Origin of the sequence: Arthrobacter sp. ov118 (assembly GCF_900116495.1) — a bacterium.
Taxonomy (GTDB): Bacteria; Actinomycetota; Actinomycetes; order Actinomycetales; family Micrococcaceae; genus Arthrobacter.
Genome location: NZ_FPAY01000009.1, coordinates 18,729 through 35,135, shown reverse-complemented (window position 1 = coordinate 35,135; position 16,407 = coordinate 18,729). Strand labels below are relative to the sequence as shown.

The window sequence follows — 16,407 nt, the reverse complement described above, 5'->3', positions numbered from 1 at the left end:
AACGGGTACAAATCGCACTCAATGGAGAGGACACCTGTGGCAAGCACAGTCGTGACCAAGGACGGAATCGAAGAACGGGGCCTGGCACGGATAGCCCAGCGCATGGCGGCCTGGACCGAGAAGTGGTTCCCTGACGCCTACATCTTCGCCCTCGCCGGCGTCGTCATTATCGCCGTGGCCGCACTGGCCATCGGCGCCTCGCCGCAGGCGATCGCTGATTCCTTCGGCAACGGCTTCTGGGACCTGACCGCCTTCACCCTGCAGATGGCCATGGTGGTCCTGACCGGCTACGTCGTGGCCACGTCACCACCGGTGGCGAGGCTGATCAACAAGCTTGCCCTCGTGCCCTCGACCGCGCGGACGGCGGTGAGCTTCGTGGCCATGCTCTCGATGTCCGTGTCCTTCCTCAACTGGGGACTCAGCCTGATCTTCGGCGGGCTCCTGGCCCGGGCCATCGCCCGCCGCAAGGACCTGACAGTGGACTACCGGGCCCTCGGCGCGGCGGCGTTCATGGGCCTCGGCGCTGTCTGGGCGCTGGGCCTGTCCTCCTCTGCCGCGCAGCTGCAGGCCACGGCGGCGTCGCTGCCTCCGGCGCTGCTGAAGATCACCGGCGTCCTGGACTTCGGCACCACAATCTTCACCTGGCAGTCGCTGCTGACGCTGGCCATCCTGATGGCACTCACCACCGTGATCGCGCACTTCTCGGCACCTCAGGGCGGCTCGATCCGCACCGCCGAGGATCTGGGAGTGGACCTGGATGATGAACCGAGCGAGCCCGCGCCGCGGTCCCGGCCGGGTGAATGGCTCGAATACAGCAAGGTCCTGCCGATCCTGGCCAGCGTCCTCACGCTCGGGTGGCTCGTCTCGCAGTTCCTCACCAAGCCGTTCCTCAGCGTGGTCAGCAGCCTCAACGGCTACTTGTTGGTCTTCCTCATCCTGGGCCTGGTCCTGCACGGGACGCCGCGGAACTTCCTGCAGGCCGTCACGAAGGCAGTCCCGGCCACCGCAGGCATCCTCGTGCAGTTCCCGCTTTACGCCGCGATGGCGGCCATTCTGACCAAGGCCACGGGAAGCGGGGGGATGACGCTCTCCACCCACCTGGCCGCGTTCTTCTCCGACATCGGCAGCGGCGGCGGCTTCGCCGTCGTTATTGCCCTCTACACGGCGGTCCTGGGAATCCTGGTCCCCTCCGGGGGCGGCAAATGGCTGGTGGAGGCGCCCTACGTGATGCAGTCCGCCACCGACGTCCAGATGAACCTTGGCTGGACCGTGCAGATCTACAACATCGCCGAGGCGCTGCCGAACCTGGTCAACCCCTTCTTCATGCTGCCGCTGCTGGCCGTGCTGAGGTTGCGCGCCCGGGACCTGGTGGGCTTCACGTTCCTGCAGTTCATTTTCCACCTCCCCGTGGTACTGCTGCTCGTGTGGCTGCTGGGGATGACCTTTGACTTCGTCCCGCCCGTGATGCCCAAGTAACAGGGCTTAACGCCAACTGACCCGCAGCTGTGGCCGTTATGACTTCTCATAACGGCCACAGTGGCGGGTCAGTCGCTTTAAGGCCTACGCCGGGTCGGCCACGACGAGTGTTTCGGAGCCCTGGACACGGGCCTTGCCGTTCTCGAGCAGCGGTTCGACGACGGCGCGCAGCGCGGTCATCGCGTCGTCCAGTTCCAGCATCACCGGGTGCTGGTAGGCAATCAGGGCCAGCAGGTCCCGCACCGCAGCCCGGGCCTCCTCCGCGCCGAGCTTCGGCTCGTGTCCGAGGAAGACTTCGCTGGGCACCGCGACGCCGCCGGCACTGTCGGTGCCGGCAGCCGGGGCTCCCTCGGCATAGCTGATGGCGAACCCCTCCAGCCGGCCCTTCCGGCTGGCCGCGATGCCGTGCCCGAAGGCACTGGCCTTGGGCGCCCGCAGCACGATCGCGCCGTGCGCGCCGCTGAGGTCGTCCAGGAACAAACGCTGCACCATGGCGACGCTCAAATCCCCCGGGCTGTCCCAGTGGTGCACGGCGGTGTAATAGCGGCCGACGACGTCGCTGAGCTCCACCGACCCCGTGGCCAGGTCCTCGACCTGGTCAGTGGCTGCCGACTCGGAACCGTCACCGAACACTGGCAGCTTGAGCGGCGCCGGGTCCACGACGACGAGGCGGGAGCGCTGGATGGGGGCCATGCCCGCGGCCTCGGCGAACGCCGCCCCCGGGGTGCCGGGCTCCACCTTGCAGCGGAGCTTGGACACTGCCGACGGCGCCCGGGCGGCCTCGTGCCGGAGCATGGTCAGCAGGGTGGACCCGACGCCGGCGCGGCGGTGGTCCCGGGCCACTTCGATGTACGCCCAGAGCCGTTCCGGGTGCAGCGAGGCCTCGTGGACCACGGCGGCCGCCACGGGAATGGGGACTCCGTCCACGACGTCCTCGGCCACGATGCAGCGGCGCCAGGGGGCATTGCCTGACGGCGCCAGCGTGCCGCGGAACTGCCCGGCCTGTACGGTCTCAGGGCCGCCCCAGATTTCCAGCAGCGCGAGGTCGTCGCCCTCCCGCCATTCCCGGTATTCGATGGCCATGATCAGGCGCCGATCAGCCGCGCGGCCAGGTAGCCTTCCACCTTGTCCAGGGAGACGCGGTCCTGGCTCATGGTGTCGCGTTCGCGGATGGTGACGGCCTGGTCCTCAAGCGTGTCGAAGTCCACGGTAATGCAGAACGGGGTGCCGATCTCGTCCTGGCGGCGGTAGCGGCGGCCGATGGCGCCGGCGTCGTCGAAGTCGATGTTCCAGTTCTTGCGCAACTGGGCGGCGAGGTCCTTGGCTTTCGGGGACAGGTCCTCGTTGCGGCTCAACGGCAAAACCGCGGCCTTCACCGGGGCCAGGCGTGGATCGAGCTTGAGCACGGTGCGGACGTCGACGCCGCCCTTGGCGTTGGGGGCCTCGTCCTCGGTGTAGGCATCGATCATGAAGGCCATGAACGAACGGGTCAGGCCGGCGGCGGGCTCAATCACGTACGGCGTGTAGCGTTCGTTGGTGGCCTGGTTGAAGTAGCTCAGGTCCGCGCCGGAGGCTTTGGCGTGGGTCGAGAGGTCAAAGTCGGTGCGGTTGGCGATGCCTTCCAGCTCGCCCCATTCCGAGCCCTGGAAGCCGAAGCGGTATTCGATGTCCGTGGTGCCCTTGGAGTAGTGGCTGAGCTTGTCCAGCGGGTGCTCGAAGAAGCGCAGGTTTTCTTCCCGGATGCCCAGGCCGGTGTACCAGGACATGCGTTCCTTCATCCAGTATTCGTGCCACTGCTCGTCGGTGCCGGGCTCGACGAAGAATTCCATCTCCATCTGCTCGAACTCGCGGGTGCGGAAGATGAAGTTGCCCGGCGTGATCTCGTTGCGGAACGACTTGCCGATCTGGCCGATGCCGAACGGCGGCTTCTTCCGCGATGTGGTCAGTACGTTGCTGAAGTTCACGAAGATGCCCTGGGCCGTTTCAGGCCGCAGGTAGTGCAGGCCTTCATCGCTGGCGACGGGGCCGAGGTAGGTCTTGAGCAGGCCGGAGAATTCCTGGGGCTCGGTCCACTGGCCGCGGGTACCGCAGTTGGCACAGGCGATGTCCTTGAGGCCGTTCTCGGCAGGACGACCTTTCTTCTCCTCGTACTCTTCCTCGAGGTGGTCGGCGCGGTAGCGCTTGTGGCAGGACAGGCACTCAACCAGCGGGTCGGAGAAGACCTCGACGTGACCGGAGGCCTCCCACACCTGGCGGGGCAGGATGACGGATGAATCGAGGCCCACGACGTCTTCGCGGCCGCGGACCACGGACTGCCACCACTGGCGCTTGATATTTTCCTTGAGTTCGGCGCCGAGCGGCCCGTAGTCCCAGGCAGAACGGGAGCCACCATAGATTTCACCGGCCTGGAAAACGAATCCCCGGCGCTTGGCGAGGGAGATGATCTGGTCGAGGACGGATTTTGCTGCCATGGGAACTCCAATTTCTACAGGGCCGCTGGGTGCGGTCCGCGGTGTCAGCCCCGGGTCACCGGCTGGTTGCCGGACGGGGTGAAACGAACAGTGCAGTGCGAACTGTGCGATACCAATGCGACGCGAACTGTGCGATGCAATCTCCAAGCCTACCGGCACGCTACCGCTTCAGCGCGCCCCGCGGCCACGGCAGGGTGGCCAGGATGATCGCCCCGAGTGTCAGTAGCGAGCCAAGGACTGTGGGAAGTGCGACGACGGTGCCCGGGACCGGCAGCATGAGGTCCAGTCCGAGGGACCCCAGCAGTTGCCCGGCGATCATCCCGAGGCCGGTGACCAGCACCCCCAGGCTGCGGACCAGGAGGGCGCCGACGCCGATGAAGATGCAGCCGAGCGGCCCGCCAAGGTAATACCACCACTGGGCGGGAAGCGGGTTGCCGGCCCCGGCCACGGCCAGCTTGACCAGCCAGGCCGCCCACAGCAGGGTCCCGCCGGCAACGAAGTTCACGGCCGTTGCGGCGATCGGGGACCCGTAGTGAACGGTGGCTGTGCCGTTCATGGCCTGCTGGAAACTCATCAGGAAGCCGGCCAGGACCGGCAGCAGCAGGGGCACAAGCAGCTGCAGCCCGGATTCCCCGGCGCTGAACTTGGGTGACACGGCCCACGCGACGGCGGCAACGGTCAGCACACTGCCCACCACCCGGATGCCGGTGATGGGCCTCTTCCCCGCCGGTCCTATGCCGATCCGGTCCACCAGCAGTCCGCTGAGCGTCTGCCCCGTCACGGCGGCCACGGTAAAGAGGGCAACGCCGAGAAGCCCGACGGTGAAGGACTGGGCGAAGACGAACAGGGCCCCGATGCAGCCGGCCAGCACGTAGTAGGGCGGAAACTGCCGTTCACGCAGGACCGGCAGGATCCGTGCCACCCCGGCCCGGCCCTTGGGCAGCACCACGGAAATGACGGCCATCACCACCAGGCCGGTGCTGAAGCTGACGACGGCGGCGGCGATTCCGTCGTCGAGCGCCGCCCCGAGTGCACCGTTGATCCGGCCTTGGAACGGTATGAACAACCCCGCCGCGACGGCCATGGGCAGCCCCGCGATGAGCGGGAGCCGGGGTGTGTGGGTCATGAGTGCCACCTTTGGTCAGGCATCATTGCCTATATGAGCGATTCGGAATTGGAAACCATCACCATCCGCGACGACATGATCCGGCTGGGCCAGCTGCTGAAGCTCGCGGACCTGGTCGAGGACGGTGTGGAGGCCGCGGAACTGATCAAAAACGGGCGGGTCTTGGTCAACGGCGAAATCGAGGAGCGCCGGGGCCGCCAGTTGCACGACGGCGACACCGTCACCGCGAACGGCCGCACCGTTCGGATCAGCGCGCGGGCAGCCTCTTAGCGGCCAGCACCGCTGCATCCTGGCGGGCGCTTCACGGTGCCTTACGTCCCGGCCGTCACTTCCTGGAGTTAAGGACCTCGTGCGTGAGGAACTCCGAAACGTGGCCGATTTCCTGCTGGTTGATGCCGTGCCACATGCCCGTGTAGAGGACCTTGGTGAGCTTCACGTGCTTGCGGACCCAGCCCATGGTGTACTCAATCTTGTCCTCGGTGATCACGGGATCCTGCTGGTCCCGGCCCCAGAACAGCGGCAGGGTTCCGTCCAGGTCTCCGTCGCGGAAACTGGGGTCGGCGCCGGCGTCGACGACGAACCCTGACAGGCCGACGACGGCGGCGAAGTCCGCCGGACGCTGCCGCAGCATGGTGGTCGCCATGGCCATGCCCATCGAGAACCCGAGCAGCGTCACCGACGCGTGGTCTGCCTTGATGCCGTCGAGCCAGTCCAGGACGTAGCCGGCGGCGTCCTTGACGGCGTCGAGCGAATAGTCGATGGAAGCGGTGAGCGGGAACCACGTGAATCCCGGGCCCATGGCAATGGGGGCGCGCACGGAGGCCACCGCGAAGTCTTGCGGGAGCATCTCCGCCAGGCTGAGCAGATCCTGTTCGTTGGCGCCATAGCCGTGCAACAGGACCAGCAGCGGCTTGCCCGCACGCTCCTGTTCCGGCTGGGACCATTCGACGACAGGGGCGGGGAAGGCATCAGCGTGAGTCATGGCACCATTCTTACAGTTGCGGTGCCCTGATCCTGCACTGTCCTGAAGCTGCGGGGCCTAAACTGAAGGAACACTCCCCGGTCCGGCAGATGAAAGGCCCCTACCGTGAGCAGCATGTTCTTCTGGATCATTGTGTTGTCATTCGTGATCCCAATGGCAGTACGCCTTTACCGCAGGTCCGTCCGGGGCCGTAACCAGGGCACGCCCGGCCAGTTCGGCCAGTTCCCCGGAAACCAGAACAGTTCCGGAAACCAGAACAAGCAGCCGCGGGACGGCTACACGCAGCAGGACTATTTTGGCGGCTTCGGCCAGCTGGGCGCTCCCAAGCAGCCCGGACCCAGGTTCCCCAACCAGCCGTTCCCGAACGATCCATATCCCGGCCAGCAGTACCCGGGCCCGGCAGGCTACCAGCCTCCCGTTCCCTATGAGGACAGCCCCGAGTACCTGAACAACCAGCATCCCCAGCAGCCCGGAACGGGACAAGGAACAGGACAAGGAACAGGACAGGAAACGGCACAGCCGCAGGTGCCGCAGGACCCGTCGGCGCCGAAGGGTTACCGGGCACGCAAGCTGGCCGAACTCGACCAGCAATACAGTGACGGCAAGCTGTCCATGGAGGACTACATGGCCCGGCGCGCGGAGATCATGAAGGGCTAGCGAAGTCGACGTCGGCCGCGTTGACCGTTCCCGCCGTCCGTCCCGGCGCCTTGTGGTACTGCCAGTACAAATTGGTGTGGGCCACCACGAGCTCGGGCGGCGGCGCGCCAAAATCTGTAAGGTCCTCGGTGGTATGGGCATCTGCGACCAGCGTGACGTCGTAGCCCCGGGTGATCGCGCCGTGGAGCGTCGAGCGGATGCACTCGTCAGTCTGCGCACCGGCCAGGAAAAACCGGCCGATGCCGCGATCGGCGAGCACGGCCTCGAGGTCGGTGCCCTCGAAGGCGTCGCTGTACTCTTTGGGCACGAGCGGCTCGGCGTCGCGGCGTGCGAGCTCGGGCACATACTGCCAGCCGTCGCTGCCGCGCGGGAGTTCCTCGCCCTGGTGCTGCACCCAGACGACGTCAACACCGGCGTTCCGGGCCCTGTCCACGAGGGCGGCGACGGTCGCGACGACGCCGTTCCGACGATAGGCCTGCGCAACGACGGCGACCTGCATGTCGACGACGAGCAACGCGGTGTTGGGGCGGTTGGCGAGCGTGGTCACAATTCCTCCCGGATCCTGGCGTCCCTGTCTGCCCACTCTAACCCCACGGCCACAAAGCAACGCGGGGTCACTTACGGCCCAATTCCGGTGCCGGATTGGGCGCGAAGTGACCCCGCGTTGGTAGCTGGCCGCGTTGGCCGGTGGCGCCGTCCGGTCAGTCCACCTGGGGGAAGCCGAGGTCGATTACGGAGGTGGAGGGGTCCGGCCAGCGGGTGGTGACAACCTTGCCGCGGGTGTAGAAGCGGATGCTCTCCGGGCCGTACATGTGGGTGTCGCCGAAGAGCGAGCTCTTCCAGCCGCCGAAGGAGAAGGTGCCCACCGGCACCGGGATCGGCACGTTGACGCCCACCATGCCGGCCTCGACGTCGAACTCGAACTGCCGGGCGGCGCCGCCGTCGCGGGTAAAGATGGCCACCCCGTTCCCGAACTCGTTGTCGTTGACGAGCTTGACGGCGTCGGCGTAGGTCGCCACGCGGACCACCGAAAGCACGGGGCCGAAGATCTCGTCGTCGTAGACCTTCATACCCGGCTTGACGTGGTCGATCAGGCTGACGCCGAGGAAGAAGCCGTTGGAGTCAAATTCCTGGTCGCGGCCGTCGACCACCACGGTGGCGCCCTCGTCGGCGGCGCCGGCCACGTAGGAGGCAACTTTGTTGCGGTGGTCGGCGGTGATGAGCGGACCCATCTGTGACGACGGATCCGTGCCCGGGCCGATCTTGAGCGTGGCCATCCGGGTGGTGATGGCGTCCACGAGCTCGTCAGCGATGTTGCCGACGGCGACCAGGACGCTGACGGCCATGCAGCGCTCCCCCGCAGAACCGTAGGCGGCGGAGACGGCGGCGTCGGCGGCCATGTTCAGGTCCGCATCCGGCAGGACCACCATGTGGTTCTTGGCGCCGCCAAGGGCCTGGACGCGTTTGCCGTGGTCGGCGGCGCGCTTGTAGATGGACTGCGCGATCGGGGTGGAACCGACGAAGCTGACGGCCTTGACGTCCGGGTGTTCCAGGAGCACGTCGACGGCTTCCTTGTCGCCGTGGACCACGTTGAGGACGCCGGGCGGCAGGCCTGCCTCGGCGAACACCTGCGCGATGAAGACTGCCGAGGACGGGTCCTTTTCGCTCGGCTTCAAAAGCACGGTGTTGCCGCAGGCCAGGGCGCTGCCGATCATCCAGAGGGGCACCATGGCCGGGAAGTTGAACGGCGTGATGCAGGCGACGACGCCGACCGGCTGGCGGACCGAGTGGACGTCTACGCCGCCGGAGACCTGTTCGGAGCGCTCGCCCTTGAGCATGTGGGACAGTCCGGTGGCGAACTCGATGTTTTCCAGGCCGCGCGTGATTTCGCCTTCGGCGTCGGAGAGCACCTTGCCGTGTTCGCTGGTCAGGAGCGCTGCCAATTCCGGCCGGCGCTGCATGAGCAGTTCACGGACCTTGAAGAAGATGCCGGTGCGCTTGGCCAGGCTGGTTGCCCGCCATCCCGGCAGGGCGGCCCGGGCAGCCGCGATGGCCTCCTCGACGCGGGCGGCGGAGGCCAGGGCGACCTCCTTCTCCTGCTCGCCGGTGGCCGGGTTGAAGACGGGTCCGAAGCGCTCGGCGTCGGAAATCAGGGCGCCGTTGATGACGTGCGGGATGCGTTCCATGGGTGGGTCTCTTTCGTGTGGTGCAGGCGGTGAGGGGCGGCTAGTTGGCGGACTCGAGCGAGCCGTCGACAAGCTTGATGATCATCGAGCAGTCCTTGCCGGACTCGCCCGAGTCGATGAGGCGCTGGAACAGCTGCTGGACATGCTCGCCGATTTCCAGCGGGGTGCCCGTATCGCGGGCCGCGCTAATGGCCAGCCCGATGTCCTTGTTCGCCAACTCGGTGGTGAACGTCGGGGCAAAGTCATTGTTGGAGGCGGCGGTCGGGACGACGCCGGGGACGGGATACCAAGTGCGCAGGGCCCAGCTGTCGCCGGAGGAGACGGAGGCGATGTCCCAGAAGACCTGCTTGTCCAGTCCGAGGCGGTCGGCCAGGACGGCTCCCTCGGCTGTCGAGGCCAGGTTGATGAAGAGCATGAGGTTGTTGCAGATCTTGGCGGCCTGACCGGTGGTGGGTCCGCCGGTCGGGATGATGTTCGCGGCCATCGGACGGATGTACTCCGTGGCCTCGGCGACGGCGCCGGCCTCACCGCCGATCATGAAGGTCAGCGTTGCTGCTTTCGCGCCGCTCATGCCGCCGGAGACGGGGGCGTCGACGAAGCGGAACCCCGCGGCAGCAGCGCCGTCGTGCAGGGCCTGGGCGGAGGCGATGTCGATCGTGGAGGAATCCACCAGCAGCGTCCGGGTGTCGGCGTGGGCCAGGACGCCGTCCGCGCCAAGGTACACGGTGCGGGCGTGCTCCCCCTTGGGAAGCATGGTGAAGACGACGTCCGCGCCGGCCACGGCCTCGGCGATGCTGCCCGCGGGCTTGACTCCCCCGGCCGCGGCGGCGGCGACCGCCTCCGGGCTAAGGTCGAAGCCGCGGACCTCGTGTCCGGCCTTGGCGAGGTTGACCGACATGGATCCGCCCATGTTCCCCAGTCCGATCCAGGCGATTACTGCCATGGCATAAGCTCCTTTGCTTGGTTTGCGCATATGCCGGCCCCATGACCGGCTTCAGTGACAACGATCACACACTGGTAGAGTGCAATCAAGGTAAAAAACTAAAGATGCCATGTGCACAGATGCACACGGTGAAGCGGAGGAGTTCTAGTGGACCTGCGGCGGCTTCCCAGCCCGGATGACCTGCTGATCCTGCTGACCGTTGCGCGGCTGGGCCGGTTCAATGCGGTGGCGGAGACGCTGGGCACCACGCACACCACCATTTCCCGCCGGATCCTGGCCCTGGACAAACAGCTGGGCGGCCGGACGCTGGAAAGGAGCCCGCACGGCTGGGAACTGACCGAACTCGGCAGCCAGGCCGTCGCCGCGGCGGAGGCCATCGAAGGAACCCTGGGCGCCCTCTCGGGCACTCTTGCCCGGGACGGCGACGCGCTCTCCGGCCTGGTCCGGATCAGCACGCCAGACGGGTTCGGTGCCGAGTTCCTCGCGCCGGCCCTGGTGCGGCTTCAGCGCGACAGCCCGCTGCTCAACGTGGAGCTGCTCAGCGCCACCCGCAAGGCCAGCCAAAACCGCTCCGGAGTGGACCTCGAGGTGGTGGTCGGCAACCTGGAGGTCGCCCACGCGGAAGCCATCTTCCTGAGCAACTACTTTCTGCGGCTGTACGCGAGCCCGGAATATGCGCAGGGGCGCGGGCTTCCGGCAACGCTCGATGACGTCCGGCAGCACGGGTTTGTGTCCTATGTGGAGTCGGCCCTGCAGGTGGCAGAACTCGGCCATCGTTCCACCCGGCTGCCCGTGCCGCGGTCCAGCTTCCAGGCCACGAGCATCTTCGCCCAGCTCGAGGCCGTGCGCCGTGGTGCCGGGATCGGGCTGCTACCCAATTTCATGGTTGTCGGGAAGCCCGGTTTCGTTGCCGTGCTGCCGGATGATTTCCAGCGCCAGCTCCCGATCTGGGCGGTTGCCCGCGCGGAGTCGCTGCGATCCGCACCGGTACAGGCGGTGCTGGGCGCGATCCGCACGGAGGTCAAGGAACGGCAGGACGTCCTGGCGGGCTGACGGCTCATCCGGCCCGCCAACGGCAACAGCCCGGGTCCCGCACTGCGGGGACCCGGGCTGTTGCCGTTGAGGATTCGACTTTACTTCTTGCCTACTTCTTGGAGGCGGCGAGGAGATCCGCGGTGCCGCGGGCGTCGGCAGCATCGACGTCGCGCAGCGAGATCCCGCGGGTTTCCTTGAGGAAGATCACAGCCACCACCGTGACCACGCAGGCGCCGAGGAGGTAAACCGCCACCGGCACGGAGGACTTGTACTGGCTCAGCAGGGCAACGGCGATGATCGGAGCCAGCGAGCCGGCCACGATCGAGGTCACCTGGTAGCCCAGGGAGACACCGGAGTAGCGCATCCGGGTCGGGAACATCTCGGCCATGAGCGCCGGCTGGCCGGCATACATCAGGGCGTGGAACAGCAGGCCGATGGTGATCGCCGCGAGGATGATGAGATCGTTCTTGGTGTCCATCATCGGGAAGGCGAAGAAGCCCCAGGTGCCGCCGAGGACAGCGCCGGCCATGTAGACCGGTTTGCGGCCGACGTTGTCGGAGAGCTTGCCGACCATCGGGATCACTGCGAAGTGGATCAGGTGCGCCACGAGCAGCAGGAGCAGGATCCGCGAGGTGTCCGTCTGGACTATGACCTTCAGGTAGGTGATGGAGAAGGTCACAACAAGGTAGTAGAGGATGTTTTCCGCAAAGCGCAGACCCATGGCGGTGAAGACACCGCGCGGGTAGCGGCGGAAAACCTCGGCGACGCCGTAGCCCTTGTGGCCGGACTCGACCTCCTTGCGGGCCTCCAGGAAGATGGGGGCGTCCTGGACCTTGGTGCGGATGTAGTAACCGATGAGCACGATCACGGCGGAGAGCCAGAATGCCACGCGCCAGCCCCAGCTCAGGAAGTCAGCGGACGACAACACCGAGGACAGGATGAACAGCACGGCGGTGGCGAGCAGGTTGCCCATCGGGACAGCGGACTGCGGCCAGCTGGACCAGAAGCCGCGGGACTTGTTCGGGCTGTGCTCGGCGACGAGTAGGACTGCGCCGCCCCATTCACCGCCGACGGCGAAGCCCTGCACGAAGCGCAGGAGGACCAGCAGGGCCGGAGCCCAGTAGCCGATCTGCTGGAAGGTCGGGAGGCAGCCCATCGCGAAAGTGGCAACTCCGACCAGGATGATGCTCAGCTGCAGCAGCTGCTTGCGGCCGAACTTGTCCCCGAAGTGGCCGAAGACGATGCCCCCGATGGGGCGGGCAATGAAGCCGACCGCGTAGGTGAGGAAAGCGGCAAGGATGCCGTCAAGTTCCGAACCCGTATTCGGGAAGAACAACTTGCCGAATACAAGGGTGGCGGCGGAGGCGTAGAGGAAAAACTCATACCACTCCACCACGGTCCCGGCCATTGAGGCGGCCACTACCTTCTTTAGGCCGGACGCTTTAACGTCGACCGTTTCTTCGCCCCTCGCGGCGGCGTTTTCCGTACTCATTGTGACTCCTTCGGTGTCGTCATCGACACCCTGTGGACCATTGGGCTCAGGACGCGTGTGATTTTTAGCACATGGCGTCGTTACCCACGAGTATGACCGCTCCCGCCCGGAGTCTCAACGGCCATTACCGCAGAGCCTGTCTGCAAAAATGCACACGTGCCGCACCGCGCCTAGCCGAAGAAGGATTCCCGCAACTGGCTGCTGAGCTGGCCGATCTCGGTCAGGAAGCCATCGTGGCCGATCGGCGCCTCGATGATGTGCAGATCCGGGCCGCCGGGAAGCGCCTCGGCGAGCGCACGGGACTGGGCCGGGAAGTACAGGCGGTCCGAGTCAACGGCCGCCACCAGGAACTCGGCTGTGGCACCGGACAGGGACTCCCGCAGGCTTCCGCGCCCGCGGCAGACGTCGTGGCTCATGAGCGCTTCGGTAATAGCGATGTAGCTGTTGGCATCGAAACGCCGGGCGAGTTTGTTGCCCTGGTGGTCCAAGTAGCTTTCCACCTGATAACGGCCGCGGCCGGCCAGCGGTCCGGCGGCCAGCGGCGCCTCGGACCCTTGGGCGTTCCGACCGAACCGGCCCTCGAGCTCGGCCGCGGAGCGGTACGTGATGTGTGCGATGCGGCGCGCGAGCGCGAGTCCCGACTCGGGCTCCGGACCGCCGTAGTAGTCCCCGCCGTTGTAGTGCGGGTCCTGGCGGATGGCCAGGGTCTGGGCCTGCGCGAAGGCAATCTGTTCGGCGGTGCTGCTCGCCCCGACGGAAATCACGGCGCAGCGCCGGACCCGTTCGGGGTACGTAAGGGCCCATTCCAGGGCGCGGGCACCTCCCAGCGAGCCGCCCAACACGGCGTACCAGCAATCGACGCCCAGGGCATCGGCCGCCCGTGCCTCGGCCGCGGTGGTGTCCCGCAGTGTGACGAGGGGGAACCTCGATCCCCACGGCCGCCCGTCCGGGGCCGGCGAGGAGGGGCCCGTGGAGCCCGAGCAGCCGCCCAGGATGTTGATCGACACGACGAAGTACTTGTCGGTGTCCACCGGGGCGCCGGGACCTGCCAGCTGTTCCCACCAGCCGGGTTCCTCGCTGGCACCGCGGGTCACGTGGGTGTCGCCCGTCAGCGCATGCTCAATCAGGACGGCGTTGGAGGCGTCGGCGTTCAGTGTCCCCCACGTCTCGAAAGCGAGGACCACGTCCGGCAATGTGGCACCGGATTCAAGCTGCAGATCGCCGATCCGAACGTACTGGACGATTCCGTCCGGCGCGCGGTTGCGGGACGGTTTGATTTGGGGAACACCCGTGCGGGTGAGGGCAATCGTCATATGAGGACCTAACTTCGCGCTTGCCCGCCGTCAGCAGACCGGCAGGCCAGGTCTTCACCCGGGGCACCCCGCCGCAAAAGGAGGGTTGCCGGCCAGCAAGCCGGGGCTGTCGCTGGCACTCATGACCTTTGTACGAGTGTACGAAAGAGGGTGCGGAAAAGACCAAGATTGTGACTTCCGTGTGACAGCCCGGCGGCCGGCACCTGCACCCGCCTCGCCGAGTTCGCCGGAAGCCTCCGAAAACGCCGGAAGGCACCGGCGAACTCGACGGGTTCCGGCGAACTCAGCGAATTCCGCGGCTCCGCCCCGCGCCCGGCTACGCGCCCTTGGCCGCCCGGAATCCGGCGTCGAGGTCCGCGAGGATGTCGTCGATGTGTTCCAGGCCGACGGAGAGCCGCACCAGCCCCGGGGTCACACCGGCCACGGCCTGCTGAGCAGCCGAGAGCTGGCTGTGGGTGGTCGACGCCGGGTGGATCACCAGGGATCGGACGTCACCGATGTTGGCGACGTGCGAGTGCAGCTCGAGGGCATCGACAAACCGCTTGCCCGCCTCGGCTCCGCCGGCGATGTTGAACCCGACGACGGCGCCGGTTCCCCGCGGGCCGTATTTGCGGCCACGCTCGTACCAGGGACTGGACGGCAGCCCGGTGTAGGCGACCGATTCGACGTCGTCCCGTTCCTCGAGCCACTGCGCAACCTTGGTGGCGTTGGCCACATGGCGCTCGACCCGCAGGCTCAGCGTCTCGATGCCCTGGGCGATGAGGAAGGCATTGAACGGGGACACGGCCGAGCCGAGGTCGCGCAGGAGCTGGACCCGGGCCTTGAGGATGTAGGAGAGGTTGGCGCCCAGCGCACCGTCCGCGCCGAGGTCCCGGGCGTAGACCAGGCCGTTGTAGGTGGGGTCCGGGGTGTTGAAACCGGGGAACCGGTCAGGGTCCTTGCCAAAGTCGAAGTTGCCGGAATCGACGATCACACCGGCGATCGCCGCGCCGTGTCCGCCGAGGTACTTGGTGGCGGAATGGACCACAATGTCTGCGCCCCATTCGATGGGACGGATCAGGTAGGGGGTGGAGAGTGTGTTGTCAACGATCAGCGGCACACCGGCCTCGTGGGCCACCTCGGAGACGCCTTCGATGTCCAGCACGTCCTGCCGCGGGTTGGAGACCACTTCGCTGAAGAACAGTTTGGTGTTCGGCTGGACGGCGTCCCGCCACTGGTCCAGGTTGTCGGGGTCCGCGACGAACGTTACGGAGATGCCGAACTTCTTCAGCGTGTGGGCGAGCAGGTTGTAGGTTCCGCCGTAGAGACTCGGGCTGGCCACCACGTGGTCCCCGGCTTCGGCGACGTTGAGGATCGCGAAGGTCTCGGCGGCCTGGCCGGAGCTGAGCAGCAGGGCCGCGAGACCACCTTCCAGACTGGCCACGCGTTGTTCCACGGCGTCCTGGGTGGGGTTGCCGATCCGGGTGTAGATCGGGGCGATTTCGGCGAGCGCGAAGCGGTTCGCGGCGCTCTCGGCGCTGGGGAAGACGAACGACGTCGTCTGGTAGATCGGGAGGGACCGCGCGCCCGTGGCGGAGTCCGCCTCCTGGCCGGCGTGGATCTGGCGGGTTTCAAAGGACCAGGCAGTGGACATGAACGCTCCTCAAGGAACTGGGCACAGCACCGTCCGGGGCCATCGGCCCGGACCGGCGCAGGCGCCGCGCTTGCCCTCCGGCGGACGCCGGACGGCCGGGTCTTCACCCGGGGCACCCCACCGCGATACGAGGGTTGCCGGCCAGCAAGCCGGGGCTGTGCGCTGGCACTCATGACCTTGGCTATCAGTGTAGGAACGGCGGCAGGTCGGTGAATAGGTTTGTGACAAAGATGAAGATGACGGCCTTCTCCCCCTCCGCGGCGGCGTCTGCACTTGGGATGCCGGGCCGCAAATCCGCGGACTGGCGCGGCTTTGGCCACCTGGGCCGACGGCGCCGCCCGGACATCCCACGTTGGGAAGGCGAGCCTAAGCTGAGAGGTCCATCACAAAATGCCAAGATGAGGTCATGCGCATGGATCACGTCTCTTACGCCTGTGAACACGATGGCTTGGCAGCCACCACTGAACGTATTGCATCCGCCCTCGGCGTCGAAGCCGTGAAGGGTGGAGTCCACCCCCGTTTCGGGACCCGCAACATGATTATCCCGCTCGCGGGACATAAGTACCTGGAAGTCGTCGAGGTCCTGAACCACCCGGCGTCGGACAAGGCGCCCTTCGGCCAGGCTGTCCGGGCACGCTCGGAAGCCGGCGGCGGCTGGATGGGCTGGTGCGTCGAAGTTGACGACCTCGCCCCCTTCGAGGATCGGCTTGGCCGTTTGGCCGTGAACGGCAACCGGAAGTTCCCTGACGGCCGCGAACTGGTCTGGAAGCAGATCGGGATCCTGGGGCTCATCGCCGACCCCCAGGTGCCGTACATGCTCAAGTGGGAAGGCGACCCGGAGCTTCACCCCTCCAACGCCTACCCGAGCGAGGTCAAGATGTCTGCACTGACCATTGCCGGCTCGGCCGAGCGCGTGACGGAATGGCTGGGCGAGCCCGTGGAGAAACCGCTGGACGACGTCGCCGTGCACTGGATCGCGCCGCACGGCACGCCTGGAATCCTCTCCGTCACCTTCGAGACCGCCACCGGAGCGGTCACGATCTAAAGCACCAACCTGCCCCAAACTTCGGCCGCCATCTTGCGGGTGCCAATG

Annotated in this window: 15 protein-coding genes and 2 riboswitches; of the genes, 5 read left to right on the top strand and 10 right to left on the bottom strand. The window is 66.8% G+C overall.

What is annotated here, in order from left to right; translation table 11 throughout:
• Window positions 1-36: 36 nt before the first annotated feature.
• Window positions 37-1,476, top strand: a complete 1,440-nt coding sequence (locus BM372_RS15545) for a short-chain fatty acid transporter (RefSeq protein ID WP_256214321.1) — start codon at window positions 37-39, stop codon at window positions 1,474-1,476.
• 84 nt (window positions 1,477-1,560) lie between these two features.
• Here BM372_RS15545 and BM372_RS15540 read toward each other — a convergent pair whose 3' ends face one another.
• The 3 genes from BM372_RS15540 to BM372_RS15530 all read right to left on the bottom strand — a co-directional run bounded on the left by BM372_RS15540 (window position 1,561) and on the right by BM372_RS15530 (window position 5,073).
• Window positions 1,561-2,559, bottom strand: a complete 999-nt coding sequence (locus BM372_RS15540; RefSeq protein WP_090956364.1) for a GNAT family N-acetyltransferase — start codon at window positions 2,557-2,559, stop codon at window positions 1,561-1,563.
• 2 nt (window positions 2,560-2,561) lie between these two features.
• Entirely contained in the window at window positions 2,562-3,947 is a 1,386-nt protein-coding gene (locus BM372_RS15535) for a glycine--tRNA ligase (RefSeq protein ID WP_090956363.1), read from the bottom strand.
• Between the two features lie 160 nt (window positions 3,948-4,107).
• Window positions 4,108-5,073, bottom strand: a complete 966-nt coding sequence (locus BM372_RS15530) for a DMT family transporter (RefSeq protein WP_090956362.1) — start codon at window positions 5,071-5,073, stop codon at window positions 4,108-4,110.
• Between the two features lie 33 nt (window positions 5,074-5,106).
• Here BM372_RS15530 and BM372_RS15525 point away from each other — a divergent pair, with 33 nt between their 5' ends.
• Window positions 5,107-5,343, top strand: coding sequence for an RNA-binding S4 domain-containing protein (locus BM372_RS15525; RefSeq protein WP_090956361.1), 237 nt, complete (start codon window positions 5,107-5,109; stop codon window positions 5,341-5,343).
• 55 nt (window positions 5,344-5,398) lie between these two features.
• On the opposite strand, the gene BM372_RS15520 is transcribed toward BM372_RS15525, so the two are convergent.
• Window positions 5,399-6,055, bottom strand: coding sequence for an alpha/beta hydrolase (locus BM372_RS15520; protein WP_090956360.1), 657 nt, complete (start codon window positions 6,053-6,055; stop codon window positions 5,399-5,401).
• Window positions 6,056-6,169: 114 nt separating this feature from the next.
• On the opposite strand from BM372_RS15520, the gene BM372_RS15515 reads away from it, so the two are divergent.
• A complete protein-coding gene (locus BM372_RS15515; RefSeq protein ID WP_256214348.1) occupies window positions 6,170-6,712 on the top strand; it encodes a hypothetical protein in 543 nt (180 codons plus the stop codon).
• Here BM372_RS15515 and BM372_RS15510 read toward each other — a convergent pair.
• The 3 genes from BM372_RS15510 to mmsB form a co-directional block, all read right to left on the bottom strand.
• On the bottom strand, window positions 6,699-7,259 hold the full coding sequence (locus tag BM372_RS15510) for an isochorismatase family protein (protein ID WP_090956358.1): 561 nt from the start codon (window positions 7,257-7,259) through the stop codon (window positions 6,699-6,701). The genes BM372_RS15515 and BM372_RS15510 overlap by 14 nt on opposite strands.
• A gap of 154 nt (window positions 7,260-7,413) precedes the next feature.
• On the bottom strand, window positions 7,414-8,898 hold the full coding sequence (locus tag BM372_RS15505; RefSeq protein ID WP_090956357.1) for a CoA-acylating methylmalonate-semialdehyde dehydrogenase: 1,485 nt from the start codon (window positions 8,896-8,898) through the stop codon (window positions 7,414-7,416).
• 40 nt (window positions 8,899-8,938) lie between these two features.
• Window positions 8,939-9,841 carry a 3-hydroxyisobutyrate dehydrogenase gene (mmsB, locus tag BM372_RS15500; protein ID WP_090956356.1) on the bottom strand — a complete coding sequence of 301 codons (903 nt, stop codon included), beginning with the start codon at window positions 9,839-9,841 and terminating at the stop codon, window positions 8,939-8,941.
• Window positions 9,842-9,994: 153 nt separating this feature from the next.
• On the opposite strand from mmsB, the gene BM372_RS15495 reads away from it, so the two are divergent.
• The gene (locus tag BM372_RS15495; RefSeq protein ID WP_090956503.1) at window positions 9,995-10,894 is read left to right on the top strand and encodes a LysR family transcriptional regulator; all 900 of its coding nucleotides are present in this window, start codon (window positions 9,995-9,997) and stop codon (window positions 10,892-10,894) included.
• Window positions 10,895-10,985: 91 nt separating this feature from the next.
• On the opposite strand, the gene BM372_RS15490 is transcribed toward BM372_RS15495, so the two are convergent.
• From BM372_RS15490 to BM372_RS15480, 3 genes are all read right to left on the bottom strand, one after another.
• Window positions 10,986-12,368, bottom strand: coding sequence for an MFS transporter (locus tag BM372_RS15490; RefSeq protein ID WP_090956355.1), 1,383 nt, complete (start codon window positions 12,366-12,368; stop codon window positions 10,986-10,988).
• 170 nt (window positions 12,369-12,538) lie between these two features.
• Entirely contained in the window at window positions 12,539-13,681 is a 1,143-nt protein-coding gene (locus tag BM372_RS15485; protein WP_090956354.1) for a homoserine O-acetyltransferase MetX, read from the bottom strand.
• An 11-nt stretch (window positions 13,682-13,692) separates the two neighbouring features.
• A riboswitch (SAM riboswitch) is annotated at window positions 13,693-13,808 on the bottom strand.
• A 189-nt stretch (window positions 13,809-13,997) separates the two neighbouring features.
• The gene (locus BM372_RS15480; protein WP_090956353.1) at window positions 13,998-15,314 is read right to left on the bottom strand and encodes a bifunctional o-acetylhomoserine/o-acetylserine sulfhydrylase; all 1,317 of its coding nucleotides are present in this window, start codon (window positions 15,312-15,314) and stop codon (window positions 13,998-14,000) included.
• Between the two features lie 61 nt (window positions 15,315-15,375).
• Window positions 15,376-15,491: riboswitch (SAM riboswitch) on the bottom strand.
• Between the two features lie 229 nt (window positions 15,492-15,720).
• On the opposite strand from BM372_RS15480, the gene BM372_RS15475 reads away from it, so the two are divergent.
• Window positions 15,721-16,359 carry a VOC family protein gene (locus BM372_RS15475; protein WP_090956352.1) on the top strand — a complete coding sequence of 213 codons (639 nt, stop codon included), beginning with the start codon at window positions 15,721-15,723 and terminating at the stop codon, window positions 16,357-16,359.
• Window positions 16,360-16,407 lie beyond the last annotated feature (48 nt).